Source organism: Mesorhizobium sp. M0060 (assembly GCF_040323155.1).
Lineage (GTDB): Bacteria > Pseudomonadota > Alphaproteobacteria > Rhizobiales > Rhizobiaceae > Mesorhizobium.
Genome location: NZ_JAMYUP010000032.1, coordinates 1 through 24,610 on the forward strand (window position 1 = coordinate 1; position 24,610 = coordinate 24,610).

The following is a 24,610-nucleotide window of genomic DNA, read 5'->3' on the forward strand; positions in this document are numbered from 1 at the left end:
GAAGAGGGGAGTTGGACGAAGCGAGACGTCATACTAGATTAGTCCATCACCGATCCCGAACTCGCGGAGTAACGACCCATGGCCGAAATCGTCGCCATCAAGCCGGCCCTTGCCGAAGGGCCGGTCGTCTCCGGGCTGGACAACGGCGTGCTGCGCCTGACGCTCGCCAATCCGCCGGCCAACGCTCTTTCGCTTGCAATGATGGCGGCGCTGACGGCGGAACTCGACCGCGCCGAGGCCGACAAATCCCTCCGCGTCATAGTGCTTGGGGCGGCCGGCAAAGTGTTCTGCGCCGGGCACGACCTCAAGGAGTTGAGCACGCACCGCGCCGATCCTGATCGCGGCAGGGCTTTCTTCGAAGAGACGTTTTCCGCCTGCGCCGCGCTGATGCAGGCGATCGTTCGCCACCCAAGACCGGTGATCGCCGAAGTCGATGGTCTGGCGACGGCGGCCGGGTTGCAGCTGGTCGCCAGCTGCGATCTCGCCATCGCCTCGCACGAGGCGACCTTCTGCACGCCTGGCGTCAATATCGGCCTGTTCTGCTCGACGCCGATGGTGGCGCTGTCGCGCAACGTCTCGCGCAAGCACGCCATGGAGATGCTTTTGACCGGCGAGACGATCGATGCGGCAACCGCCAAGGAATTCGGCTTGGTCAACCGCGTCGTGCCGCGCGAATATCTGAATCAGATTGTCACCAAATACGCGCAAACCATTGCGTCCAAATCGTCCTTGGTCGTCAAGATCGGCAAGGAAGCCTTTTATGAGCAGGCCGAGATGGGGCTGGCCGACGCCTATGATTACACTGGGCGCGTCATGGTCGAGAACATGCTGGCGCGCGATGCGGAAGAGGGCATCGGCGCCTTCGTCGGCAAGCGCAAGCCGGAATGGCCGGAGGAATAGGAGGCGGATATGGAACCGCGCATCTCCATCATCACCATCGCCACGGACGATCTCGACCGCGCCGTGCGCTTCTACGAGGCGATGGGCCTGAAGCGCCATGCCGGGATCACCGAGGGCGTTGCCTTCTTCCAGATGGGCGGCGCCATTCTCGGCCTGTTCCCGCGGCAAAGCGCCGAAGAGGATTCAGGCGTGACCTTCAGCAAGGCACCTTCGGCCGTCTACCTCGCCTACAACACCCGCTCCGACGCCGAGGTCGACGAAGTGCTGGCGATGGCCGAGAAGGCCGGCGGCCGTATCGTCAAGCCGGCTGGCCGCGCATTCTGGGGCGGTTGGTACGGCTATTTCGCCGATGCGGACGGGCATGTCTGGGAAGTGGCGCACAATCCGGCTTTTCCGATCGCCGAAGACGGATCGATTTCCCTGCCGGGCTGACGACGTTCTCCCTGGCCCATTGCAAGCCACTTGCTCGGCTGTTGGCACCTCACTCTGAAGCGCTGTATGACGAGGCATGAACCACGACAGCTACGACAATGCCTACATCGCCGGCATCCTCAATTCGGTGAAGACCATCGCCATGGTCGGCGCGTCCGCCAATGACGTGCGGCCGAGCTATTTCGTGCTGAAATATCTGCTCGGCAAAGGGTTTTCGGTGTTTCCGATCAATCCCGGCCAGGCCGGCAAGGAGATCCTCGGCCAGATGACCTATGCCAGGCTCGCCGATGTTCCCCAGCCGATCGACATGGTCGACGTTTTTCGCGCTTCCGCTGCCGTACCGGGCATTGTCGACGACGTGTTGCGGCTCGATCCGCTGCCGAAAGTCATCTGGATGCAGCTTGGCATACGCCATGACCAGGCGGCCGCGTGCGCCGAAGCCGCCGGCATCAAAGTGGTGATGAACCGGTGCCCCAAGATCGAATATGGCAAGCTGTCTGGCGAGATCGGCTGGACCGGCGTCAATTCCGGCGTTTTGTCGTCGAAGAAGCCGCTGATGCGGCCGGGGTTCCAGAGCTTCGGCGTTCGCCAGAAATAGAAACGCAATTAATTTCCGGCTCTGTCGGCATTTTCCGGCTAGCCCATTCGCAGATCACGCGCGGAGGGGCATTTTCTTCTTTGCATTCGGAGCTGAGCTCCGCCAAGAATGCGCCGCGCTTTTCAGAAGGTTTAAAAGGGAAGGTTTTCGATGGCCCGCACGCCCGGTTTCAACACGCTCGCCGTCCATGCCGGCGCCAAGCCGGATCCGGCGACCGGCGCGCGAGCGACGCCGATCTACCAGACCACCTCCTTCGTCTTCGACGATGCCGACCATGCCGCCTCGCTGTTCGGGCTGAAGGCGTTCGGCAACATCTACACCCGCATCATGAACCCGACGCAGGCGGTGCTGGAAGAGCGCATCGCCGCGCTTGAAGGCGGTACGGCAGGCCTTGCCGTCGCCTCCGGCCATGCCGCGCAGGTGCTGGTCTTCCACAACCTGATGCAGCCGGGGGACAATTTCGTTTCCGCGACAAAGCTTTACGGCGGCTCGATCAACCAGTTTGGCCACGCCTTCAAAAATTTCGGCTGGCAGGTGCGCTGGGCCGACACCAACGATATCTCGACCTTCGAGAGCCAGATCGACGACAAGACCAAGGCGATCTTCATCGAAAGCCTGGCCAATCCGGGCGGCGTCTTCGTTGACATCGAGAAGATCGGCGACATTGCCCGCCAGCACGGCCTGCCGCTGATCGTCGACAACACGCTGGCCTCGCCCTATCTGCTGCGGCCGATCGAGCATGGCGCCGACATCGTCGTGCATTCGCTGACCAAGTTCATCGGCGGCCACGGCAATTCGATCGGCGGCGCCATCGTCGACGGCGGCACCTTCGACTGGTCGAAGTCGGGCAAATATCCGATGCTGTCGCAGCCGCGCCCCGAATATGGCGGCCTCGTCCTTCACGAGACCTTCGGCAATTTCGCCTTCGCCATCGCCGCCCGCGTGCTCGGCCTGCGCGACATCGGCGCGGCGATTTCGCCGTTCAACGCGTTCCTGATCCTGACCGGCCTGGAAACCCTGCCGCTCAGGATGCAGCGCCATTGTGACAATGCAGTCACCGTGGCCGGCTGGCTCTCCAACCATCCCAAGGTTGCCTGGGTGTCCTATCCCGGCCTGCCCAGCGACAAAAACAATGCGCTGCAGAAGAAGTACTCGCCGCTCGGCGCTGGCGCGGTGTTCACCTTCGGCCTAAAGGGCGGCTATGCGGCGGGCATCAAATTCGTCGAGGCGCTCGAGCTGTTCTCGCACCTGGCCAATGTCGGCGACACCAAGTCGCTGGTCATCCACCCGGCATCGACCACGCATCGCCAGCTTTCCGACGAGCAGAAGATTAACGCCGGGGCAGGTCCGGACACCGTCAGGCTTTCGGTCGGCATCGAGGACGTTAACGACATCGTCGCCGATCTGGAACAGGCCCTCGTCAAGGTTTGATGGCCATGACCACGCCGAAATTTCTTTCCGTCGGCGTCGACACCGTCGAACCGGAACTTGGCGCACCGGCGCCGGATCGCCTGATTTCGGGCGATCCGAAATTCCGCACCTGGAACGTCGAGGAACAGGACGGCGGCCTCTATGCCGGTGTCTGGGAAGCAACGCCCGGCAAATGGCGCATCGAATATGACGAGTGGGAGTTTTGCCACATACTGTCGGGCGTTTCAGTGATCGCCGAGAAGGGTGGCGAGGCGCGCACCGTCAGGGCCGGCGACAGTTTTGTGCTCAGGCCGGGCTTTAGAGGAAGCTGGGAAGTGCTTGAAACGACGCGCAAGGAGTATGTGATCAAGCTTTGATCTCGCATCGCGCCGGACTTTACAAAAGGCGATCGATGTCCGTGTCGGAAAATCCGTATCCGCTCATCATGTCGCGGTGCCATGAAACTTCCCAGCAAATCATGACTGCCTCCGCTTCAGCGCTCAGACTAAGGCCTCATTCAGGGTGAATGTGACCGTCACGTTCGATCCGTTTCCGGCCGCGGGCCGGTGTAGCGGAGAATCCAGAGCCCCTGGTTCTTGTCACTTATGTAAATGAAGCCGCGCCGGTCCACGACCACGTCCTCGGTCTGAACAACCAGCTTGTCTTCCGGCATAGGGCCGTAGCGTCGGACTGGCTCCGGCGGGATGAAGTAGCCGACCTCGCGCGGAAGCCGAGTATTCGAGACGTCGTAGACCCTGAGCCCAGCGTTGAAGTGCGCGATGTAGAACAGATCGCCTTGTTTCTGGACATCGGGATGATGCTGGTGGTGGTTGATGTTGTGCGGCCCGCGCCAGCCGCCACGAGTTGTGAAATCCGAATAGGGAGCGCCTTCGGGTGGCACGGGTTTCGGGCACCAGCGACAGCAGGAAGGGTTCACTGGAATCGGAAATATCGACGATCGACGCGTGATGCATCGGACCACGTCCATAGGTGACGTTCTCCGAATTGGCGAAGGCAATGCCGCGCTCTGGAATCGGCAGCACGCTATGCACACCGAAGCGCGAATGAAACGGAGGGCTGAAGCTCAGGCCGCCGACCTGCCTCGGCTGGGAGACGTCGCTGATATCGAGCACAATGATACCCGCCGCACCATAAGGCAAATAGACAAGATCGCCGGTGACATAAGGCGGGCCGTGCAGCGAGACATCCTCGCCCGTGCTGGCGCAGAAGGCGCCGCACATGCATTGCGGCTTCAGTCGCAACCGGTAGCGATCGGCGGTCTCCTGGTCGGCGGTGGGCTTCGCGGCTGCAAAGCTCTCGCCGCCGGCCTCGTGCTGGCCCGGCACCCACCAGCGTCCGGCTTCGCGCGGACTCGAGCGATCCGAAACATCGAGGATGACGTAGATGTTGCCCCTGTAACCCGGCATGCCGGCGGCAAGGTGGACATAACGTCCACCGGGATAGAGGTTGCGATGCGTGCCGTTTCCGCCGGTACGGTAGTGACTGAGTTGTTTCGGATTGATGGGGTCGGCGATATCCCAGATCAGAACGCCTTCGCCAAACGGTGCGTCGGGGTCACCGCCGAAATGAGCAAAGGGCTTTTCGAGGGCGGTCACCATCGTGTCGCCGGACAAATCTATTTGTAGAGTCCAGGTATTCGTGCCGCGATAGGGCACGAACTTGACCGTCTCGGGCTTGGCCGGGTCGGTCACATCCACGATGCTCCAGCCGGAGTGCCAGAAATGCCCAGTGTAGAGATACCAACGTTCGCCAACCTGCCTGATCGCCATTTTGAAGGCTGGGCGATGATCGAGATCGGTATAGCCCACTGCTTCGACATTGTGGGCGAAAGCGCCAGGGGGCGCTGGCGACGAAGCTGGAACGGGTTGGGCAAGCGCCTCGCAGACAAGACCGGATTGAGATGCCGCCGCGATCGTCGCACCGATGAGTGGCACTTTCAGCATCTGGCGGCGTGAAATCTCGGAATCTTTCAAAGCGCGTCTCCCGGATTTTGCAGCTTTCCGGATTTTGCAGATTCCGATACTTTCCGTCCAATATCGTTTGAGCCATGAGTAATTCTATTTGGGAAATTAAAGGCTGAAGATGAACCACAAGCTGATGCGGTCCTTCCTGGCCGTCGCCGAAGAGCTGCATTTCGGGCGCGCGGCGGCGCGCTTGCATATCTCACAGCCGCCCCTGACAAAGCAGATCCAGCAACTGGAACAGGCGATGGGTGTGCGCTTGCTGGAGCGCACCAAGCGCAAGGTCGAACTGACTGCGGCGGGGCGTGTGTTCCTTGATGAGGTTAGGGCCGTGCTTCAGCAGACAGAGCAGGCGGTGGAGCTTGCTCGCAAAGCCGATCGTGGCGAAACCGGCCATCTTGCTGTCGGATTCATCGACGCGGCTATCTACAGCGTGGTGCCTTCTGTCGTCCAACGCTTCACCAAGCGCTATCCCGAGGTCGAGTTGAGCCTGACCGATCTGCGCATTCCCAATCAGGTCAGGGCAGTGGCCGAACGCCAGCTCGATATCGGTTTTGTTCATCCTCCCGTCGTTCACGAGGCATTGAGGGTCGAAAGCATACTGGTCGAACCCCTGATCGTCGCCTTGCCGGAAACGCATCGGCTGGCCTCGGAAGCAGAGGTCGCGCTGGCCGACCTGGCCTCCGAAGCGTTGATTCAGTTCCCGCGCAGCATCAGTCCATCCCTCTATGACGAGATCGTCGGGCTGTGACGTTCATCCGGGTTCAGCCCGAGGATCGTTCGAGAAGCAACGCCCAAGCAGACAATTATCGGACTTGTATCCGTCGGGCTGGGCGTCTCGCTGCTGCCCGCCTGTCTGCAAAATTTGCGCCGGAGCGGCGTCGTTTATCGCCCTATCCAGGGACGAACCTTGTCCATCGACACTTCAATCATCTACCGGCGTGAACAACCCTCGCCGGTGCTGAAGGCCTTCCTCGACATCGTCCGCGAGACGACGCAAACAGATTCAAATCCGGTCTCTCTTCAAGCTTCATGACCGAATTTCTATCGCCATCCGGAGATTGTTATGTGTGAGGTCCTGCTTCCGGTTAGCTTCATCGTTCGATCAGCGATTTTGGCACTCGCGACCTTGAGATGTTGCCTATTTGACCGGAATTCGCCGGAGCAGGCTTTCGAAGCCTGTCGTCGGAAGCCGTCCTCAGATTCTGACAGCAAGCGTTTCCAGCCCGTGGAAATGATACGTGTCGCGGAAGCGCGGCTGTTCCGCAAGACGAAGCCGCGGTAGCCGCTCGAACAAGGTTTTCAGCGACACCTGCAATTCGAGCCGAGCGAGCGGTGCGCCGATGCAGAAATGAATGCCGGCGCCGAACGACACGTTCTTCTGGTCCGCGCGGTCCGGCCTGAAGGCGAAGGGCTCGGTAAACGCAGAAGGGTCATGATTGGCCATGCCAAGCAGCAGCCCGATCGTCTCGCCCGGTGGGACGATGATCCCCGGCCCGGCCTCGACCGCGTGATAGGCGTAGCGCGTGAACATGTGCAGCGGCGCGTCGAAGCGCAGGCATTCTTCGACAGTCGCTGCGGTGGCCTCCGGCGAGGCGAAGAAGCGGCGCGGGTCGCCGCCTTGCGCAAGGATCGAACGCACCGCATTGCCGGTCTGGTGGACAGTTGCTTCATGGCCGGCATTGAGCAAAAGAATGGCCGAGGACACCAACTCGTCCTCCGAGAGTTTTTGGCCGTCCTCCTGTGCCGCAATCAGCAGGGACAGAAGATCCTCGCCGGGCCTCTTCCGCCGCTCAGCGACGTAGCCGCGCAGGAAATCGGAAAAGTCGCGTGCGGCCCGGTTGGCCGTCTCCTCCGTCGCGCGGGTGCGTCCATGCATGTACATGGTGACCATTTGATGCGACCAGTCGAGCAGTTGCGGTCCCATTTCGACCGGCACGCCGAGCATTTCGGCTATGATGGTGATCGGCAGGGGAGCGGCGAAGGCCGGCAGCAGGTCGACTTCTCCTGGCTCGAAACGGTCGATCAGTTCGTTGGCCAGCGCTTCGACACGCGGCCTGAGCCGCTCGACCTGGCGCGAGACGAAGGCGCGGTTGACCAGCGTTCTCAGTCGCGTGTGGACAGGCGGCTCCAATTCCAGCATCGAATTGGCTTCGACGCCGTCGAAAGCGCTGAGATGCGTACGGTTCTGGCCGATGCCTCGGCTGTCCGGAATGCCGGCCGGGTTCTGGCGGCCGAAGCGGCGATCGCGCAGCAGCCGGTTGACGTCGTCGAAGCCGCCAAAGCACCAGAAGCCAAACTCCTCCCAGAAGAAGACATTCGATGCGCCATGCAGGAAGGCGTAGGCCTCGTATGGATGCTGGAAGAAAGCAGGCTCGTGCGGATCGAGCCGCAGGCTGCGCGTGGCTGGATCAAAGGCAAGGCAGGGTGGTTTCAATTCGGTCATGCCAGACCATTAGCGCGGCTTGCCAGTCTGGTGCCAGACCGTATGTTGGCCCTCCCGTGAGGTGAGCAGCGGAAGCGGTTGCGGAAGGACGGTTTTCATGAATGTGATCGTGGTCGGTGCAGGCATTGCCGGGCTTTCCACGGCGTGGTCTCTGGTCAAGGCCGGTCACCTCGTCTCGATCGTCGAGCAGGGACCGATCCCCAATCCGCTTGCCGCGTCCGGCGACCATCATCGCATCATCCGCCGCGCCTATCGCGCCGGAACGGGCTATGGCCGGCTGATCACCGAAGCCTATGAAGCGTGGGACGAGATGTGGGCCGATCTCGGCGAAAGCCATCTCGACCCGCGCGGCTTCATCTGTATTTCGCGCGAGCCGGGCGACGAGGCCGAGGAATACCGCGAAGGGCTGGAGGAGGGGAACTATCCGTTCGAGCTGCTCGAGCCGGACGCCGCGGTCGAACGCTGGCCGTTCCTGCAGCCCGGTTCGTTCCGCTATGCGTATTTTTCGCCGGACGGTGGCGCGTTGCACTGCCGCAAGATCGCCTCGGGCCTCGCCAGATGGCTGCGCGCGAACGGCGCCAATGTCTACGAAAACAGCAAGGTGGCCGAGATCGACGCCGAGGCCGGACATATCGTGCTTGCGAGCGGCGAAACGATGCAGGCCGACCGGATCGTCGTCGCTGCCGGCGCCTGGGTGCTAAAACTATTCCCGGAGCTCGATGGGGAACTGAAAACCTGGCGCACCGCGCTCGCCTATGTCGAGCCGCCGGCGGATCTGAAAGAGGCGTGGCGGGCTGCACCAGTTGTTCTCGACATTGGCGGCAGTGTCGACGGCTACGTGATCCCGCCCTCCGGCGGCGCCGGCATGAAATTCGGCTCAGGCCTGCACAGGGTGCCAACCAGCGACGCCGACTGGAACCGCCAGCCGGTGCCGGGCGAAGGCGAGGCGATCCGCAACCTGTTTTCGCCGCCGATCGCGCACATTGAGGAGTACAGGGTCACCGAAGTGGTCACCTGCGCCTACACCTTTACCGCCGACGAGAAGTTCCTCGCGCATCAGAAAGACAAATGCCTGATCGTCTCGGCCTGCTCCGGCCACGGCTACAAGTTCGGCGCGGCGGTCGGCCGGCGCGTTGCGGCTTGCGTCGGCAATGGCGATGTCGCCGGCCTGAAGAAGTGGCTCAGGGCCGAACTGGCCTGAGCGGCTAATGTTGGCAATGCCTCGGAATATGCACGCGCCGCCAGCTGGATGAGCCTTCCCTGACCACCACGCGTCGGGCCACCGTCCGGTAGGAAGCGGGCACGTCGATGATGCGCCGTTGCTCGGGTCGCACGAGAACCTCTTCGGCGACGCTCTCATACTCGGCGGGGAGGACGACGCGCCGCCGGCGTTCCGGCTGCACCACAACGATTTCGGCCACGCGTTCATAACGCGCCTTGTGCCTGACCTTGCACAGCACCTTGCGGCCATTGATGATGCGCCATTCCCAGGAATAACCGCCGTCATCGACCCTCACGGTGCGACAGATGGTTCGGGTGATGGCGGGCACGATCTCGTAGCTGACGCGCGCCGGCGCGATCTGCACCACGCGCTCGCGCGTTCCGTAGATCGGTGCAACATACTCGACCTGCTGGCCGGCGGGACTGACGAGCACATCCTCATAGACCGTGTCGTAGACGGCCGGCCGGTTGAGCTGCTCGTAGCATTCGACCGCGCGTCCGCCGGCCGCCGTTTCGGACGCCATGCCGAGAACGGCGACGCCTGTAATAGCCAAGGAAGCTGTTTTCCTGATCATTGCACTCCCCCTGTTTGAACTGCGTGGAGCGGGTTCAACGTTGGATTGTAGGGCAAGCCGTGACAGGAAAAAGCGGTTTTACCGCTTTTCGTTAAGCGATGCGGTTAAGAAATCGCTAAACAACGGCCAGGCATGAGCGCCCTTCCGGCGGTAGCAGAGGGCTGCCGGCGCGGCGACGGGCGAAACTTGCTTTGGAAGCCTTGATTCGACTTAACCGGATGGCTAGGAGAGGCGGCCTTGCGCTAGGGTGAGCCGGCATCCTATTTACAGAACAACGATCCAGAACCGATTCTGCCCGATTGCAAATCTCCGGCGCCGGAATCCCATCCTCAAAAAGGGATAGTCCATGAAGAACCCCGTCGAAACCTACATGAACCTCGTTCCGATGGTGGTCGAACAGACCAATCGCGGCGAGCGGGCCTACGACATTTTCTCGCGGCTCCTCAAGGAGCGCATCATTTTCATCACCGGCCCGGTCGAGGACGGCATGGCGACGCTGGTCTGCGCGCAGCTGCTGTTCCTCGAGGCGGAGAATCCGAAGAAGGAAATCAACCTCTATATCAACTCGCCCGGCGGCGTCGTCACCTCCGGCATGGCGATCTACGACACCATGCAGTTCATCAAGCCTGCCGTGTCGACGCTCTGCATCGGCCAGGCCGCATCGATGGGTTCGCTGCTTCTCACCGCAGGCGAAAAGGGCATGCGCTTTGCCACGCCGAACGCTCGCATCATGGTCCACCAGCCTTCCGGCGGCTTCCAGGGCCAGGCTTCCGACATCGAGCGCCATGCGCAGGACATCATCAAGCTGAAGCGCCGCCTCAACGAGGTTTACGTCAAGCACACCGGCAAGAGCTACGATGAGATTGAAAAAACGCTCGACCGTGACCATTTCATGACTGCCGACGAGGCCAAGGATTTCGGCCTCATCGACAAAGTCATTTCGTCACGTGAACCGGTCGAAGGCATTGCCCTATAGGCCCGCGGTGGCCCCGCGGTGGCAGTGAGTGGCGGGATCACGCGCTTTTGGCGCGGCTTGCGGCATTTCGGCCACAATTGGCTGTTCCCTCGACGGGTGCAATTGCCTACGTTAAGGCTATGTTGATTTTCGACGGCTTAGCTTTGCGTGGGGTTGTTCGAATCGTTGCCCCGTTTTCCGATTTGTGTTTCGTACGGAATGCGTTGCGAGAGCCGGAACACTGGCGGCGGCGGATTCCCGCGATAGATTGAATTATGCGCCCTTTCAACCAGACCATCGGCGGGCGGCCATGAAAGGACATGAAAATGAGCAAGGTCGGCAGCAACAGCGGCGATTCCAAGAACACGCTTTATTGCTCGTTTTGCGGCAAAAGCCAGCATGAAGTGCGCAAGCTGATCGCCGGGCCGACGGTGTTCATCTGCGACGAATGCGTCGAACTGTGCATGGACATCATCCGCGAGGAGAACAAGACCTCGATGGTGAAGTCGCGCGAGGGCGTGCCGACACCGCAGGAGATCCTCAAGGTTCTCGACGACTACGTCATCGGCCAGCCCTACGCCAAGCGCGTGCTGTCGGTGGCCGTCCACAACCACTACAAGCGCCTCGCCCATGCCGGCAAGAACAACGACGTCGAGCTGGCGAAGTCGAACATCCTCCTGATCGGCCCGACCGGCTGCGGCAAGACGCTGCTTGCGCAGACGCTGGCCCGCATCATCGACGTCCCCTTCACCATGGCCGACGCGACGACGTTGACCGAGGCCGGCTATGTCGGCGAGGATGTTGAGAACATCATCCTGAAGCTGTTGCAGTCGGCCGACTACAATGTCGAGCGTGCCCAGCGCGGCATCGTCTATATCGACGAGATCGACAAGATCTCGCGCAAGTCGGACAACCCCTCAATCACCCGCGACGTGTCGGGCGAGGGCGTGCAGCAGGCCTTGCTGAAGATCATGGAAGGCACCGTCGCCTCGGTGCCGCCGCAGGGCGGCAGGAAGCATCCGCAGCAGGAATTCCTGCAGGTCGACACCGCCAACATCCTGTTCATCTGCGGCGGCGCATTCGCCGGGCTGGACAAGATCATCTCGGATCGCGGCCGCAAGACCTCGATCGGCTTCGGCGCCATTGTCGCTTCGCCCGAGGATCGCCGCACCGGCGATGTTTTCCGCCTGGTCGAGCCTGAGGATCTCTTGAAGTTCGGGCTCATTCCCGAGTTCGTCGGCCGTCTGCCTGTCCTGGCGACGCTCGAGGATCTCGACGAACCGGCGCTGATCCAGATCCTGACCGAGCCGAAGAACGCGCTGGTCAAGCAGTACCAGCGGCTGTTCGAGATGGAGAATGTCGACCTGACCTTCCACGAGAACGCGCTGTCGGCGATCGCCAAGCGCGCCATCGACCGCAAGACCGGCGCGCGCGGCCTGCGTTCGATCATGGAAGCGATCCTTCTCGACACCATGTTCGAACTGCCGGCGCTGGAAGGCGTGCGCGAAGTGGTTATTTCGGAAGAGGTGGTGTCAGGCAACGCCAGGCCGCTCTACATCTATTCCGAGCAGAAGGAAAAGAAAGGCAACGTCAGCGCCTGACGTGAGCCGGCAATGGATTTTTCTGAAACGGCGCCGCAGGGCGCCGTTTTGCTGTCGCACACCGCGTAACGGCGCCGCGTAATGGCTGCAGATTGGAGGGACGGACCGTGTTGACCCTTGATCTTTACCCCCCGTGCCTCCAACTAAAGGCAGAAGGCCGTGGTGCCGAATTCTGTGCTGTAAAACTCCCGTCACAAACGGTGGTAGGCGGAACGATCCCCGGTCGTTAATATGAGATTCGCGGTTGGCCCATTGGCGGCCGCGACATGAAAGGTTGGACAATGGCCAAAGTATCCAAGGCTCCCAGCGACGGCGTTTTCGCAGTCCTCCCACTGCGCGACATCGTGGTGTTCCCGCATATGATCGTTCCGCTCTTTGTCGGGCGTGAAAAGTCGATCAAGGCGCTGGAAGAAGTGATGGGTCAGGAAAAGCAGATCCTGCTCGCGACCCAGATGAATGCCGCCGACGACGATCCAGAGCCCGATGCCATCTTTGATATCGGCACGCTCGCCAATGTGCTGCAATTGCTGAAACTGCCGGACGGCACCGTAAAGGTGCTGGTCGAAGGCGCCTCGCGTGCGAAAATCGTCGCGTTCACCGACCGTCCCGACTTCCATGAGGCCCGTGCTGCGGCGCTGGTCGAACCGGAGGAGGAAGAGGTCGAGGTCGAGGCGCTGGCCCGTTCCGTCGTCACCGACTTCGAGAACTACGTCAAGCTGAACAAGAAGATCTCGCCCGAAGTGGTGGGTGCCGCCAGCCAGATCGACGACTATTCCAAGCTCGCCGACACGGTCGCTTCGCATCTTGCCATCAAGATCCCCGAGAAGCAGGAGATGCTCGCCACGCTGTCCGTCAAGGAACGGCTGGAAAAGGCGATGGGCTTCATGGAAGCCGAAATCTCGGTGCTGCAGGTGGAGAAGCGCATCCGCTCGCGCGTCAAGCGCCAGATGGAGAAGACGCAGCGCGAATACTACCTCAACGAGCAGATGAAGGCGATCCAGAAGGAGCTCGGCGAAGGCGAGGACGGCCGCGACGAGGCCGCCGAGATCGAGGCGCGCATCAAGAAAACCAAGCTCTCCAAGGAGGCCCGCGAAAAGGCGGAAGCCGAACTGAAGAAGCTGCGGACGATGTCGCCGATGTCGGCTGAATCGACCGTCGTGCGCAACTATCTCGACTGGCTGCTGTCGATCCCGTGGGGTAAGAACTCCAAGGTCAAGCAGGATCTGGCCTTTGCCCAGAATGTGCTCGATACCGATCATTTCGGGCTCGACAAGGTCAAGGACCGCATTGTCGAATACCTCGCCGTGCAGAGCCGCCAGAAGAAGCTGAAGGGGCCGATCCTGTGCCTCGTCGGACCTCCCGGCGTCGGCAAGACCTCGCTCGGCAAGTCGATCGCCAAGGCGACCGGCCGCGAGTTCATCCGCATGGCGCTGGGCGGCGTGCGCGACGAGGCCGAGATCCGCGGTCACAGGCGCACCTATATTGGCTCGATGCCCGGCAAGGTCATCCAGTCGATGAAAAAGGCGAAGAAATCCAATCCGCTCTTCCTGCTCGACGAGATCGACAAGATGGGCCAGGATTTCCGCGGCGATCCGTCATCGGCTTTGCTTGAGGTGCTCGATCCCGAGCAGAATTCGACGTTCATGGACCATTACCTCGAGGTCGAATACGACCTGTCGAGCGTGATGTTCGTGACGACGGCGAACACGTTGAACATCCCTGCGCCCTTGATGGACCGCATGGAGATCATCCGTATCGCCGGCTACACCGAGGACGAGAAGATAGAGATCGCCAAACGTCACCTGATGCCCAAGGTGATCCGCGACCACGCGTTGCAGCCGAAGGAGTTCTCCGTCGGCGAGGACGCGATCCGTGGCATCATCCAGACCTACACCCGTGAAGCGGGCGTCAGGAGCCTGGAGCGCGAGCTGATGAAGCTCGGGCGCAAGGCGGTGACCGAGATCCTGAAGACGAAGAAGAAGACGATCAACATCACGGCGGACAATCTTGCCGATTATCTTGGTGTTCCGCGCTTCCGCTTCGGCCAGGTCGAGAGCGACGATCAGGTCGGCGTGGTCACCGGGCTCGCCTGGACGGAAGTCGGCGGCGAGCTGTTGACGGTGGAAGGCGTCATGATGCCCGGCAAGGGCCGCATGACCGTGACCGGCAATTTGCGCGACGTGATGAAGGAATCGATCTCGGCGGCGGCCTCTTACGTCCGCTCGCGGGCCATCGATTTCGGCGTCGAGCCGCCGTTGTTCGACAAGCGCGACATCCACGTCCATGTGCCAGAGGGCGCAACCCCCAAGGACGGACCGTCGGCTGGCGTGGCGATGGCGACGGCGATCGTCTCGGTGCTGACCGGTATCCCGGTCAAGGCCGATGTCGCGATGACCGGCGAGATCACGCTGCGCGGCAGGATTCTGCCGATCGGCGGCCTCAAGGAAAAGCTGCTCGCCGCACTCCGCGGCGGCATCAAGAAGGTGCTGATCCCGGAAGAGAACGCCAAGGATCTGGCGGAGATTCCGGAGAACGTGAAGAGCGGCATGGAGATCATTCCGGTCTCACGGGTTGGCGAAGTGCTGCGCCATGCGCTGGTGCGCATGCCGGAACCGATCCAGTGGGTCGAACCCGTCAATGCGCCGGCGGTGGTGGATGTCGGAGACGACGCTGGCAAATCGCTGGCGCATTAGCTCCTGCTAAAGTTGCAATGCACAAAGAGAGAGCCGGGCCTTGAGCCCGGCTTTTCATGTGAAGAACCCCGGATTTCCGGGCTTTTTTCGACTTTCTTGGCGCTTTTCGACTTGGTTGCCGGAGCGCTTCTTTCTAAAGTCCGTTTCCTGCCGGATGAGTCGAGTGTTCCGGTTTTCTCATGGAAGGGAATTTTTATGAACAAGAACGAACTGGTGTCCGCTGTCGCCGATGCCGCGAGTATTTCGAAGGGTGACGCGCAGTCGGCGGTTGATGCGGTGTTTTCCGTCATCACCGGCGAACTGAAAAAGGGCGGCGATGTCCGGCTTGTCGGTTTCGGAAATTTCACCGTGTCACAACGCGCTGCGTCGACCGGCCGCAATCCGCAGACCGGTGCGGAAGTGAAGATCCCGGCGCGCACCGTGCCGAAGTTCTCGGCCGGCAAGGGCCTCAAGGACGCGGTCAACTAAGCGCCTCCTTAAGTCTTTCAGAGAAAAGAAAAGCCGGCTATCCGGTTTTTCTTTTCTAGGCCCCGCAGGGTCGTTGGAAAAGGCGGCGCTATGCCGTCGGCGCATCCGTGCGCATCAAGCCTTCTTTCTTGAGATCGGCCCACAGCGCCGGTGGCAGCTTCGCGTCGAGCAGCGAGCGATTACTTTCGACTTCGCCCGGCCGCTGGCCGCCGGGGATTACCGACACGACCGAAGGGTGCAGCAGCGGGAACTGCAGCGCCGCCTCGATCAGGCGCACGCCGTGGCGCTTGCAGACGGCCTCGATGCGGGTAACGCGGTCGATGATGTCCTGCGGCGCCTCCGAATAATTGTAATAGGCGCCTTGCTTCGGCCCGGTTGCCAGGATGCCGGAATTGTACGGCCCGCCGAGAACGATGCCGATGCCACGTTGCTGGCATAGAGGCAGGAAAGACTGCAGCGCTTCCTGCTCCAGCAGCGTGTAGCGCCCGGCAAGCAGAAACAGATCGAAATCGCCGCGCTCGGCCAGCGTCTGGGCAACCCGCCACTCATTGATGCCGCCGCCGAACGCCTTGATCACGCCTTGGTCGCGCAACGCCAGCAATCCGTAATAACCGGAGCTCATGAATTCCTGGATGCGCTGGTCCGAGGCTTCCTTGCTGCCATGGGTGAAAATGTCGACATCATGCACGAAGAGGATGTCGATGCGGTCGACGCCGAGCCGTTCCAGAGAGGCTTCGAAGGACCGCATAACGCCGTCATAGCTGTAGTCGTAGACCTCGCGGCGCGACGGCGTGTCGAAGAACTTGCCGATGCCGGTGCGCTGGTCCGGCGGGCAGGCGCGCATGATGCGCCCGACTTTGCTGGACAGCACGTAGTCGTCACGCTTCTTCGAACGCAGGAACGGATTGAGCCGCGTTTCGGCAAGGCCCAGCCCATAGAGCGGTGCGGTGTCGTAGTAGCGGCAGCCGACCCGCCATGCCGCCTCCAGCGTGGCATTGGCATCCTCGTCGGAGACGGCGCGGTAGAGATTGCCGAGCGGCGCCGTGCCGAAGCCGAGCTCGGTGAAATTGATGCCGCCATTGCCGATGCGGTCGAAACGCCGTGTCTTCATATGCTGCCGTTTCCTCATTTGCGATTTGCCGTGACACTATCACGGCTGTGGCGCATCAAAAGCACCGCGTGCCGTTGGACACCGATTTTCGCGGTGATAGCATGAATGAAAACAAGCTGTTCGAGGTAAATGTGACCGAGATATTCAAGTGGTTCTCCTGCACATGCAAGCTGGTGCAAATGTTATGATGGACGCCGGCGGAAACCTGTTTGGGATTGCGCTGAACGAGCTTGGCACCGTGCTGGAGCGCATCGACGAAAGCCGCATCGACGCCGCTTGCGCCATCTTGGCCGAAGCGAGAAAGATCGTCACCTATGGCTGCGGCCGCGAGGCGCTGCAGGTCAAGGGTTTTGCCATGCGGCTTTACCATCTCGGTCTGCCGGTGTCGGTCGTCGGCGACATGATCACGCCGCCGCTGGGCGCGGGCGATGTGTTCCTCGTCAGTTCCGGCCCGGGCGAGACGTCGACCGTGCTGACTTTGATGCAGATCGCGCGCGATGCCGGTGCCGCCGTCCTGCTGCTGACCGCGCAAGCCGGCAGCACTGCCGCAAAGCTGGCCGACTTCACACTGCTTATCCCTGCTCAGACCATGGCCGACGACCAAGGCCCGGAAAAGACATCCGTCCTGCCGATGGGCTCGGTTTTCGAAGGTGCTCTGTTCGTCCTCTTCGAAGTGATGGTGCTGAAGCTCAGGGCTCTGACGGGCGTATCGCCGGAAGCGATGCGCGCCCGTCACACCAATATGGAGTAGGCGTCATGCGCTACGAATTGATGCTGCCGCATCAGATCCGCAAGGCGATCGCCGAGAACTGGCCGGTCGTATTGCCGCTCGGTGTGCTCGAATATCACGGCGAGCACATGGCCGTCGGCATGGACACACTGGCGGTGGTCAAGATCCTGGAACTGTTCAAAACGGAGGCCGAAATCGTCATTCTGCCGCCCTTCTATTACGGCGCGGCAAGCTATGCCGTTGCGGCGCCGGAAGGCAGCGGCTCGGTGCAGGTCGGCGGCAATGTGTTGGCACCATTCGCGGAGGAATTGTTCTACAGCCTGCTGCGCATCGGCTTCCGCAACATCCACGCCATCATTCACCACCAGACCGAGAATTTTGCCGCCGGCATGCCGACCGATCTCGCCTTCAAGGCCGCCGGTCGGCAGGCCATTTTCCGCTTCCTTGAGAAAGAACGCGGCGAAGGCTGGTGGGGCTCTGCGGCGATGGCCGACTATTATGCCGAGCACGCCGAGGGCAGCAATTTCTTCAACTGGGTGCAGGTGCATCCGCTGATGCCGGCTTCAATGCACAGCCAGTACCCGTTCGACCATGCCGGCATCGGCGAGACGTCGCTGATGCTGGCGCTGTGCCCGGAAGCGGTCGATGCCGACCATTTCGCCGACAACACCGGCTGGTACACGGCAAGCGCCCTCGAAGCCTCGGCGGAATTGGGACGACAGGGCGTCGCTATGATCCTCGATCATCTGCGTGCAACGCTTTTGCGCTAGCGCGGCTTTCGCTTCCGCAACAAGGGGAGAAGGGAAGATCGGCCCAGTTACTTCACCGCGCCCGCCGTCATGCCCATGATCAGATAGCGCTCCAGCGCGATGCCGATGACGGCGAGTGGCGTGATGGCGGCGGTGGCGAGGGCCGCCATCGACCACCAGTTGATGCCTTGCGAGCCGGTCTGGCTCGCCACCATCACCGGTATGGTTTTGGCGTCGGTCGAGGTCAAAAGCGCGGCGAAGAAATACTCGTTCCAGCACAGCACCATCGCCAGGATGAAGGCGGCGACCATGCCCGGCAGCGCGATCGGCATGACGATGCGCAAGAAGGCGCCCCAGATCGACAGGCCGTCGACGAGTGCTGCCTCCTCCAGTTCCACCGGGATGGAGTTGAACTGATCGCGCATGATCCAGATGACGATCGGCAGCACCATCAGCGTGTAGAGCAGGATCAGCCCGACGCGCGTGTCGAGCAGCCCGACTTCCCGGTAGAGCACGAGAAAGGGCAGGGCCAGCACCACCGGCGGCAGGATCAGCTGCGACAGGAAGAAGAAGGAAATGTCCTCGTTCCTGAACCAGGCGAACTTGTAGCGGTAGCGGGTCAGCCCGTAAGCGGCGAGGCTGCCGATGACGATGGCTAGGCTCGACGCGCCGACCGAGGTGATGACCGAATTCATGAAGCGCTTGATAAATTCGTCCCGCACCGTCGATGTCCGAAAGATCGAGTCCGGCGAAAGGCCGAGCGAACGCCAGCCTTTCCAGTCGGGCTGGAAGTCGACGAACGGGATCAGATGGCCCTGGGTGACGTCGACCGCGGTCTTGAACGAGGTGGTTATCGTCCAATAGATCGGGAACAGGCAGATGAACGCCCAGAAGATGAGGGCGCCGTAGATGAAGACTCGGTTGGCGAAAAACGCCGCCGGCGAGCGGATTTCGGAGGCGGCATAGTCGGTGGTTTGAACGCTCATTTTGCCGGCCCGATCAATTGACGTTGCGCACGAAGCGGCTGGCGAATTTCAGCAGCCAGGTCACGAACACGATGATGATGATGAGGTAGGCCATCGCCAGCATGGTGCCGTAGCCGACATTCGAGCGGTCGCGATATTCGCGGTAGATGAAGCTCGACACCGAATCGGTAGCACCTCCAGGCCCGCCGGAGGTGACGGTGATGATGATATCGGCAAGCTTCAGCTTGAAGATGATGCGCAGGATGACCGCCGTGACCGACACCGGCAGCATCAGCGGGAAGGTGACCTGCCAGAAAGTCTGCCAGGCGGTGGCGCCATCGACACGCGCTGCCTCGAGCACCTCGCGCGACATCGCCTGCAGGCCGGCGAGCAGCATGATCATCATGAACGGGATGAAGGTCCAGGCATCGAGCACCATGATCGAGATGCGGGCGGTGATCGGGTTGGAGAAGAATGCCGGGTTTTCCCAGCCAAGATGCCGCGCCAGCGTTGCAGCCGGCCCGAAGCGATATTCCATCAGCGACTTGCCGATCATCCACGACACCGCCACCGGCGACAGCATCAGGGGCATGAGAAAGACGACGCGGAAGAATTTGCGTGCCCGGATCTGCGCGTTGAGCAACAGCGCCAGGCCGAACGCGATGATATATTCGACGAACACCGCCAGCACGTAGAGCACCATGTTGAACAGCGCGTTGCGGTAATAGGCGTCGTTCAGCATCTGCCAGAAATTGTCGAGCCCGTTGAACGTCCGCCCGGAGAAGGAGCTGAGGTTCCAGTCGGTCAGCGCGATATAGAAGCCGAACAGCGTCGGAAAGATCACCATGGCGATGGTGAACAAAAGCGCCGGCAGCAGGAACAGCGCGCGCTGGCCATCCTCGCCGCGCGTCAGCACCTGGCCGATGCCGAGTGCGACACCCCACAGCACATAGGCGTAGACGACCGGCCGCCAGGTCTCGAAGCCGATGGCGTCGATATCGCTCTTGTAGAGGATCTGCAGCGCAATCACTGCCAAAAGGCCGAGCGTGGCAACAGCCATCAGCGCCCAGCCAAGCCGCTTGCGGCCCGGCGGTAGCAGGTCGGATGGGACGGCGTTTGCCGGCCATTCACTTGTCGACAAAGTCTGGTCAGCCAAGGTCCGGTCAGCCACGCGTCTTGCCCGTTCACAGGAGTCTCGATGACCGACCGAGCCGATGAGGGCCAAGCGGGTCAAGGGAGGTCCGGCGGCCGTGCGCCGCCGAACCAGTTTCACTATCTCAGCCTACATGCCCAGCGAAGCCTTGTAGAGCTTGACCTGTTTGTCGCGGCCGATCTGATCGGTCAGCTTCTCCCAGGCGGCGGCGATGGCGTCGGCGCCTTCCTGCGCCTTCATCTTGCCGGCAAAGGTGTTGGCCAGAATGTCCTCGGCGGCGCTGTAATACTGAAAGATGCCGGGAATGCGCGGCTCGATCGCCGCGTTCGGATGATTGTAGCTGTCGGCTTCCGACTTGAGATACGAGGTGATGAACGCCTCGTCATAGCCGGCCGCCACCCATTCCGGAATGTTGAAATGGGAGTTGCGGTAGGGCTGGAAACCCGACGGATAGGCTGCGCACCAGAGCGACAGGTCCTTGCCGCCGAGATGGGCAGCGGCAGACCACGCCGCCTTCTTCTTCTTTTCATCGCTGTCGACCCGGGCCATGACATAGACGCCCCAGCCGAGATAGGCGCAGTTCGGCGCATGGTTCGGGCCGCTGGCGAGCTTGTCCCACTGGCCGGTCTTGGAATTATAGACATCGTCCGAGCCCGGCAGAATCGAGAAGCCGGTGACGTCGCCGACGACCGAGGAATCGTTGGTCTTGACGTTCGAACCGACATCGCCCCACCAGGTGACCATCGAACCGGTGCCTGCCAGGAACTGCTGGAAGGCGGTGGTGTTCGGGTCGGCGTTGATCTGGTCGGCAGGCTCGGAGGGCAGGGCGTCGATGACATCCTGGATCGCTCGCACCCATGCCGGATTGTTGACGCGCGGCTTCATTGTGTCGGCATCGAACAGCCAGGCCTTGTCATCGGGATGCTTTGCATAGGCGCTGGCGCGGCTGCCGAGGAAGTAGAAGCCGAAACCGCCCCAGGGCTTGGGTGCATCGAGATAGCCAAAGACGTCCTGGCCCTTCACCTGCTTGCCCTTGAGGAACTTGGTCACCGCCTGCACCTGCTGCCAAGTCTTCGGCACGCCCCATTCGCCTTCACCGCCGCCGTCCTTCCACGCCTTGGCGAGGTCGGCATCGGCGAACACGTCGGTGCGGTAATTGAAATTATGCGCGTCGCCATCGACGGTGACGCGATACTGCTTGCCGTCCCAGGTGCCGACCGGCGGCTGCAGATAGGCCACGACGTCCTTCATGTCGATCTGGTCCTTGACCCAGTCCGGCATTTCGGAGGTGAGACCCTTGCCGCAGACGTCGCCTTCGAACGGCGCGCCCATTTCGATGATGTCGAAATCGACGGTGCCGGTCGCGATCGACTGTTGCAGGCGGGCGTTGTAGTCAGCCTGCGCCAGGTCGATCCAGTTGATCTTGGCGCCGGTATAGGTCTCCCACGGCTTCAGAAAGCCGCGAAACAGCACATTGTGCAGGTTCTGGTTGTTGAGACCCATGAAGGTGAGTTCGACACCGGCGAATTCGCCTTCCTTGACATTGGCCTTGGTGGCTCCCAGGCAAAGCTCGCCGACCTGCTGGAAGTCGGAATCGGTCGGCTGGCCCTTGCCGACACCGGGGATCTGCAGGATTTGTGCGCGCAGATCATCGGCGGCCGCAGCAGGGCGCGTCAGGGCGCCAAGTCCGGCGCTTGAGGCCGCGGTGAGGGCGGCCATGCTGGCCGCTCCCTTCAGCACGTCGCGGCGGGTGGCCCCCGCGCGGACAAGTTGGTTATAAAGGCTGGTTTTCATCTCGTTCCTCCCAGAAGATCATTGTGAATTGGTTCGGATAGTGGAGCGCCGATCATGTTCCCCAAAAGCAGCGACTCCCGGAAATAGCGGCCCGAATTCTCCCTCCCGCGACGCTTCGCATTCATTGCCGGACAAGCGTGCCGGTGCGCCCGGAACAAGGTCATAACCCGAGCACCGTCACTATTCTCACAACGAAGTGCCGTGTCAACAGAATGGGTTTTTTATCTATAAGAGACTGACTTGCCCTCGCGGTTTGCGTTGTTTAGCTTCACGGCAACCGAAGGGGGAATGATGGCTCAAGTCGCGATCCGCAATGTGGCCAAGGCGTTCGGAACCGTCAAGGTTCTGCACGATGTCAGCGTCGACATCGCCGATGGGCAATTCGTGGTGCTGGTCGGCCCTTCGGGCTGCGGCAAGTCCACGTTGCTGAGGATGGTGGCCGGGCTGGAAACCGTTTCCGGTGGCACCATCGCCATCGGCGAGCGCGTCGTCAATCATCTGCCGCCGGCCAAGCGCGACATCGCCATGGTGTTCCAGAACTACGCGCTCTATCCGCACAAGACGGTGGAGCAGAACATGGCCTTTGCTCTCAAGCTGCGCAAAACCGACCCGGCGGTGGTCACTGAGCGGGTCAAGCGCGCGGCCGATATCCTCGACCTCAACCCCTACCTCAAGCGCTATCCGCGCCAGCTCTCGGGCGGCCAGCGCCAGCGCGTCGCCATGGGCCGCGCCATCGTCCGCAACCCGCAGGTGTTCCTGTTCGACGAGCCGCTCTCCAATCTTGACGCCAAGCTGCGTGTCCAGATGCGCACCGAGATCAAGGAACTGCATCAACGACTGAAGACCACCACCATCTACGTCACCCACGACCAGATCGAGGCCATGACCATGGCCGACAAGATCGTGGTGATGCGCGACGGTCGCATCGAGCAGGTCGGCGCGCCGTTGGAATTGTTCGACCGGCCGGCCAATCTGTTTGTCGCCGGCTTCATCGGCTCGCCCTCGATGAACCTGCTCAAGGGGGTCGTGCGCAAGGGCGACAAGCCCGTCGTCGAGATCGCCGGGACGCCGTTCCCGATCGCCTCGAGCAATACCGTGGAAGATGGCCGCAATGTCGTCTACGGCGTGCGGCCCGAGCATCTCGAAATCCATCCCGATGGTGTTCCGGCGAAGATTTCGGTGGTCGAGCCGACCGGTTCCGAAACGCTGGTCTTCCTGCGCTTCGGCGAGGGCGAGATGGTGGCATTGTTCCGCGAGCGCCACGACTTCAAGCCGGGCGACACACTGCACCTGAAACCGCGGCTCGACCAGGTGCATCTCTTCGACGCAGAGACCGGCAAGCGGCTCTGATTTCGCCCCCAGCAAGCCTCGCGAGGAATACCATGCTCAAAGGAATCAATCCGCTGCTCAATGCCGATGTGCTGCAGGCGCTGCGGGCGATGGGCCACGGCGACGATTTGATTATCGCCGACACCAATTTCCCGTCCGATTCCGTGGCGCGCCAGACCGTGCTTGGCAGACTGCTGCGCATCGATGCGCCGGCGGCCGACGTGGCCAAGGCGGTGCTGTCGCTCTATCCGCTGGACACCTTCGTTGACGATGCGGCTGCCCGCATGGAGATCGTCGGCAAGCCGGACGAAATTCCCGCCGTGCAGAAGGAAGTGCAAAAAGAGATCGACACCGCCGAGGGCAAGGCCTGGCCGATGATCTCGGTCGAGCGCTACGCCTTCTACGAACGCGCCAAGAAGGCCTATTGCGTCATCCAGACCGGCGAGCGCCGCTTCTACGGCTGCTTCGCATTCCGCAAGGGCGTCGTGCCGCCGGATGCGGAGTAGCGATATGCCGGGCAGACCGATCGTCATACTGGGCGTCTTCGTCGCCGACACCGCCTACCGCGCCGCCCGCCAGCCGCGCATGGGAGAGACGATCCTGGGTACGTCCTTCACACTCGGCCCCGGCGGCAAGGGCTCGAACCAGGCCGTGGCGGCCGGCCGGCTCGGCGCCGACGTCACCTTCCTGACCCGCCTCGGCGTCGATCCCTTCGCCGATATGGCGAGGCAGACCTGGTCGCAGGCGGGCGTGAAAAGCGCCGTCGTCGAGACGCCGCAGAGCTATACCGGTGCGGCCTATATCTTCATCGAGGAGACGAGCGGCAACAACGCCATCATCGTCAGTCCCGGCGCGGCGATGCTGATCTCGCCCGCCGACATCGAGGCAAATGCCGGGCTGATCCGCGCGGCCGGAATCTTCGTCACCCAGCTCGAACAGCCGATCGAGGCGGCGATGCGGGCGCTGGAAATCGCGCGCGGGGCAGGGGTGACCACCATCCTCAACCCGGCGCCGGCGGCAAAGCTTCCGGACCGCATCTATACGCTTTGCGACTATGTCACCCCCAACGAGACCGAGGCCGAGGAGCTGACCGGTATCAAGGTTTCCTCCATCGACGATGCCCGCCGCGCCGCTGACAATCTGCTCGAGAAGGGCGTTGGCGCCGCCATCGTGACGCTCGGCGAAAAGGGTGCGCTGCTGCACACGGCCGATCGTTCCGAGCATGCCGCTGCGGTCGCTGCCGGCCCGGTGGTCGAGACCACAGGCGCTGGCGACGCCTTCAACGGCGGCCTGGCGGCAGCGCTGTCGAGAGGGATCGAACCCTTGCAGGCGGTACGCTTCGCCTGCGCCGTCGCCGGCATTTCGGTGACGCGCCCAGGCACCGCGCCGTCGATGCCGACGCTGCAGGAAGTCGAGGCGCTGCTCGCCAAGGGGTGAGGCCGTAGCTGCGGGACCAGACTGTGGGCGGGGAGCTGTTGTCTTCTGGCTCGGCCGCAAG

Annotated in this window: 24 protein-coding genes and 1 pseudogene; 18 read left to right on the forward strand and 7 right to left on the reverse strand. The window is 61.9% G+C overall.

What is annotated here, in order from left to right; translation table 11 throughout:
• The first annotated feature begins 78 nt into the window (after positions 1-78).
• The 5 genes from NKJ94_RS24690 (at position 79) to NKJ94_RS24710 (ending at position 3,717) form a co-directional block, all read left to right on the forward strand.
• Positions 79-900 (forward strand): enoyl-CoA hydratase, encoded by an 822-nt coding sequence (locus NKJ94_RS24690; RefSeq protein WP_352528711.1) that lies wholly within the window; start codon positions 79-81, stop codon positions 898-900.
• Positions 901-909: 9 nt separating this feature from the next.
• Positions 910-1,332: a VOC family protein gene (locus NKJ94_RS24695; protein WP_352528713.1), complete on the forward strand. Its 423-nt coding sequence runs from the start codon at positions 910-912 to the stop codon at positions 1,330-1,332.
• Between the two features lie 76 nt (positions 1,333-1,408).
• Entirely contained in the window at positions 1,409-1,930 is a 522-nt protein-coding gene (locus NKJ94_RS24700) for a CoA-binding protein (protein WP_352528715.1), read from the forward strand.
• A gap of 150 nt (positions 1,931-2,080) precedes the next feature.
• Entirely contained in the window at positions 2,081-3,361 is a 1,281-nt protein-coding gene (locus NKJ94_RS24705) for an O-acetylhomoserine aminocarboxypropyltransferase (protein WP_352528717.1), read from the forward strand.
• Complete coding sequence (locus tag NKJ94_RS24710; protein WP_352528719.1) at positions 3,361-3,717, forward strand: cupin domain-containing protein; 357 nt, start codon at positions 3,361-3,363, stop codon at positions 3,715-3,717. The genes NKJ94_RS24705 and NKJ94_RS24710 overlap by 1 nt, the downstream gene beginning before the upstream one ends.
• 158 nt (positions 3,718-3,875) lie before the next feature.
• On the opposite strand, the gene NKJ94_RS24715 is transcribed toward NKJ94_RS24710, so the two are convergent.
• Positions 3,876-4,328, reverse strand: a complete 453-nt coding sequence (locus NKJ94_RS24715; RefSeq protein WP_352528721.1) for an LVIVD repeat-containing protein — start codon at positions 4,326-4,328, stop codon at positions 3,876-3,878.
• 58 nt (positions 4,329-4,386) lie between these two features.
• Between NKJ94_RS24715 and NKJ94_RS24720 the strand changes: the two genes are divergently transcribed.
• The 3 genes and pseudogenes from NKJ94_RS24720 to NKJ94_RS24730 all read left to right on the forward strand — a co-directional run bounded on the left by NKJ94_RS24720 (position 4,387) and on the right by NKJ94_RS24730 (position 6,358).
• Positions 4,387-4,986 carry a hypothetical protein gene (locus tag NKJ94_RS24720; protein ID WP_352528723.1) on the forward strand — a complete coding sequence of 200 codons (600 nt, stop codon included), beginning with the start codon at positions 4,387-4,389 and terminating at the stop codon, positions 4,984-4,986.
• 96 nt (positions 4,987-5,082) lie between these two features.
• A complete protein-coding gene (locus tag NKJ94_RS24725; protein WP_352528725.1) occupies positions 5,083-5,316 on the forward strand; it encodes a hypothetical protein in 234 nt (77 codons plus the stop codon).
• 142 nt (positions 5,317-5,458) lie between these two features.
• Positions 5,459-6,358 (forward strand): annotated as a pseudogene (locus NKJ94_RS24730) (LysR family transcriptional regulator).
• Between the two features lie 162 nt (positions 6,359-6,520).
• Here the strand turns inward: NKJ94_RS24730 and NKJ94_RS24735 are convergent.
• Positions 6,521-7,768: a cytochrome P450 gene (locus NKJ94_RS24735; protein WP_352528727.1), complete on the reverse strand. Its 1,248-nt coding sequence runs from the start codon at positions 7,766-7,768 to the stop codon at positions 6,521-6,523.
• A 97-nt stretch (positions 7,769-7,865) separates the two neighbouring features.
• Between NKJ94_RS24735 and NKJ94_RS24740 the strand changes: the two genes are divergently transcribed.
• Entirely contained in the window at positions 7,866-8,969 is a 1,104-nt protein-coding gene (locus NKJ94_RS24740; RefSeq protein ID WP_352528729.1) for an NAD(P)/FAD-dependent oxidoreductase, read from the forward strand.
• A 4-nt stretch (positions 8,970-8,973) separates the two neighbouring features.
• Here the strand turns inward: NKJ94_RS24740 and NKJ94_RS24745 are convergent, their stop codons facing one another.
• Positions 8,974-9,564 (reverse strand): hypothetical protein, encoded by a 591-nt coding sequence (locus NKJ94_RS24745; protein ID WP_352528731.1) that lies wholly within the window; start codon positions 9,562-9,564, stop codon positions 8,974-8,976.
• A 346-nt stretch (positions 9,565-9,910) separates the two neighbouring features.
• Here NKJ94_RS24745 and clpP point away from each other — a divergent pair, with 346 nt between their 5' ends.
• The 4 genes from clpP (at position 9,911) to NKJ94_RS24765 (ending at position 15,281) form a co-directional block, all read left to right on the forward strand.
• Entirely contained in the window at positions 9,911-10,540 is a 630-nt protein-coding gene (clpP, locus tag NKJ94_RS24750; protein ID WP_352528733.1) for an ATP-dependent Clp endopeptidase proteolytic subunit ClpP, read from the forward strand.
• A gap of 305 nt (positions 10,541-10,845) precedes the next feature.
• Positions 10,846-12,120, forward strand: a complete 1,275-nt coding sequence (gene clpX / locus NKJ94_RS24755; protein ID WP_352528735.1) for an ATP-dependent Clp protease ATP-binding subunit ClpX — start codon at positions 10,846-10,848, stop codon at positions 12,118-12,120.
• 281 nt (positions 12,121-12,401) lie between these two features.
• Positions 12,402-14,813, forward strand: coding sequence for an endopeptidase La (gene lon, locus NKJ94_RS24760; protein WP_352528805.1), 2,412 nt, complete (start codon positions 12,402-12,404; stop codon positions 14,811-14,813).
• A gap of 195 nt (positions 14,814-15,008) precedes the next feature.
• Positions 15,009-15,281 carry an HU family DNA-binding protein gene (locus tag NKJ94_RS24765; protein WP_023674657.1) on the forward strand — a complete coding sequence of 91 codons (273 nt, stop codon included), beginning with the start codon at positions 15,009-15,011 and terminating at the stop codon, positions 15,279-15,281.
• Positions 15,282-15,369: 88 nt separating this feature from the next.
• Here NKJ94_RS24765 and NKJ94_RS24770 read toward each other — a convergent pair whose 3' ends face one another.
• Positions 15,370-16,392: an aldo/keto reductase gene (locus NKJ94_RS24770; protein WP_352528737.1), complete on the reverse strand. Its 1,023-nt coding sequence runs from the start codon at positions 16,390-16,392 to the stop codon at positions 15,370-15,372.
• A gap of 184 nt (positions 16,393-16,576) precedes the next feature.
• Between NKJ94_RS24770 and hxlB the strand changes: the two genes are divergently transcribed.
• Positions 16,577-17,143 (forward strand): 6-phospho-3-hexuloisomerase, encoded by a 567-nt coding sequence (gene hxlB / locus NKJ94_RS24775; RefSeq protein ID WP_352528739.1) that lies wholly within the window; start codon positions 16,577-16,579, stop codon positions 17,141-17,143.
• A 5-nt stretch (positions 17,144-17,148) separates the two neighbouring features.
• Positions 17,149-17,892 carry a creatininase family protein gene (locus NKJ94_RS24780; protein ID WP_352528741.1) on the forward strand — a complete coding sequence of 248 codons (744 nt, stop codon included), beginning with the start codon at positions 17,149-17,151 and terminating at the stop codon, positions 17,890-17,892.
• 47 nt (positions 17,893-17,939) lie between these two features.
• Here NKJ94_RS24780 and NKJ94_RS24785 read toward each other — a convergent pair whose 3' ends face one another.
• From NKJ94_RS24785 to NKJ94_RS24795, 3 genes are all read right to left on the reverse strand, one after another.
• Positions 17,940-18,857, reverse strand: a complete 918-nt coding sequence (locus NKJ94_RS24785; protein ID WP_352528743.1) for a carbohydrate ABC transporter permease — start codon at positions 18,855-18,857, stop codon at positions 17,940-17,942.
• A gap of 13 nt (positions 18,858-18,870) precedes the next feature.
• Positions 18,871-19,992 carry a carbohydrate ABC transporter permease gene (locus NKJ94_RS24790; protein WP_352528807.1) on the reverse strand — a complete coding sequence of 374 codons (1,122 nt, stop codon included), beginning with the start codon at positions 19,990-19,992 and terminating at the stop codon, positions 18,871-18,873.
• 126 nt (positions 19,993-20,118) lie between these two features.
• On the reverse strand, positions 20,119-21,783 hold the full coding sequence (locus NKJ94_RS24795) for an ABC transporter substrate-binding protein (protein ID WP_352528745.1): 1,665 nt from the start codon (positions 21,781-21,783) through the stop codon (positions 20,119-20,121).
• 291 nt (positions 21,784-22,074) lie between these two features.
• Here NKJ94_RS24795 and NKJ94_RS24800 point away from each other — a divergent pair, with 291 nt between their 5' ends.
• Genes NKJ94_RS24800 through rbsK form a run of 3 tightly spaced genes read left to right on the forward strand, consistent with a single transcriptional unit; the run spans position 22,075 to position 24,549 of the window.
• Positions 22,075-23,133, forward strand: a complete 1,059-nt coding sequence (locus NKJ94_RS24800) for an ABC transporter ATP-binding protein (RefSeq protein ID WP_352495328.1) — start codon at positions 22,075-22,077, stop codon at positions 23,131-23,133.
• A gap of 32 nt (positions 23,134-23,165) precedes the next feature.
• Positions 23,166-23,618, forward strand: coding sequence for an RbsD/FucU family protein (locus NKJ94_RS24805; protein ID WP_352528747.1), 453 nt, complete (start codon positions 23,166-23,168; stop codon positions 23,616-23,618).
• 4 nt (positions 23,619-23,622) lie between these two features.
• On the forward strand, positions 23,623-24,549 hold the full coding sequence (gene rbsK, locus NKJ94_RS24810; RefSeq protein ID WP_352528749.1) for a ribokinase: 927 nt from the start codon (positions 23,623-23,625) through the stop codon (positions 24,547-24,549).
• Positions 24,550-24,610 lie beyond the last annotated feature (61 nt).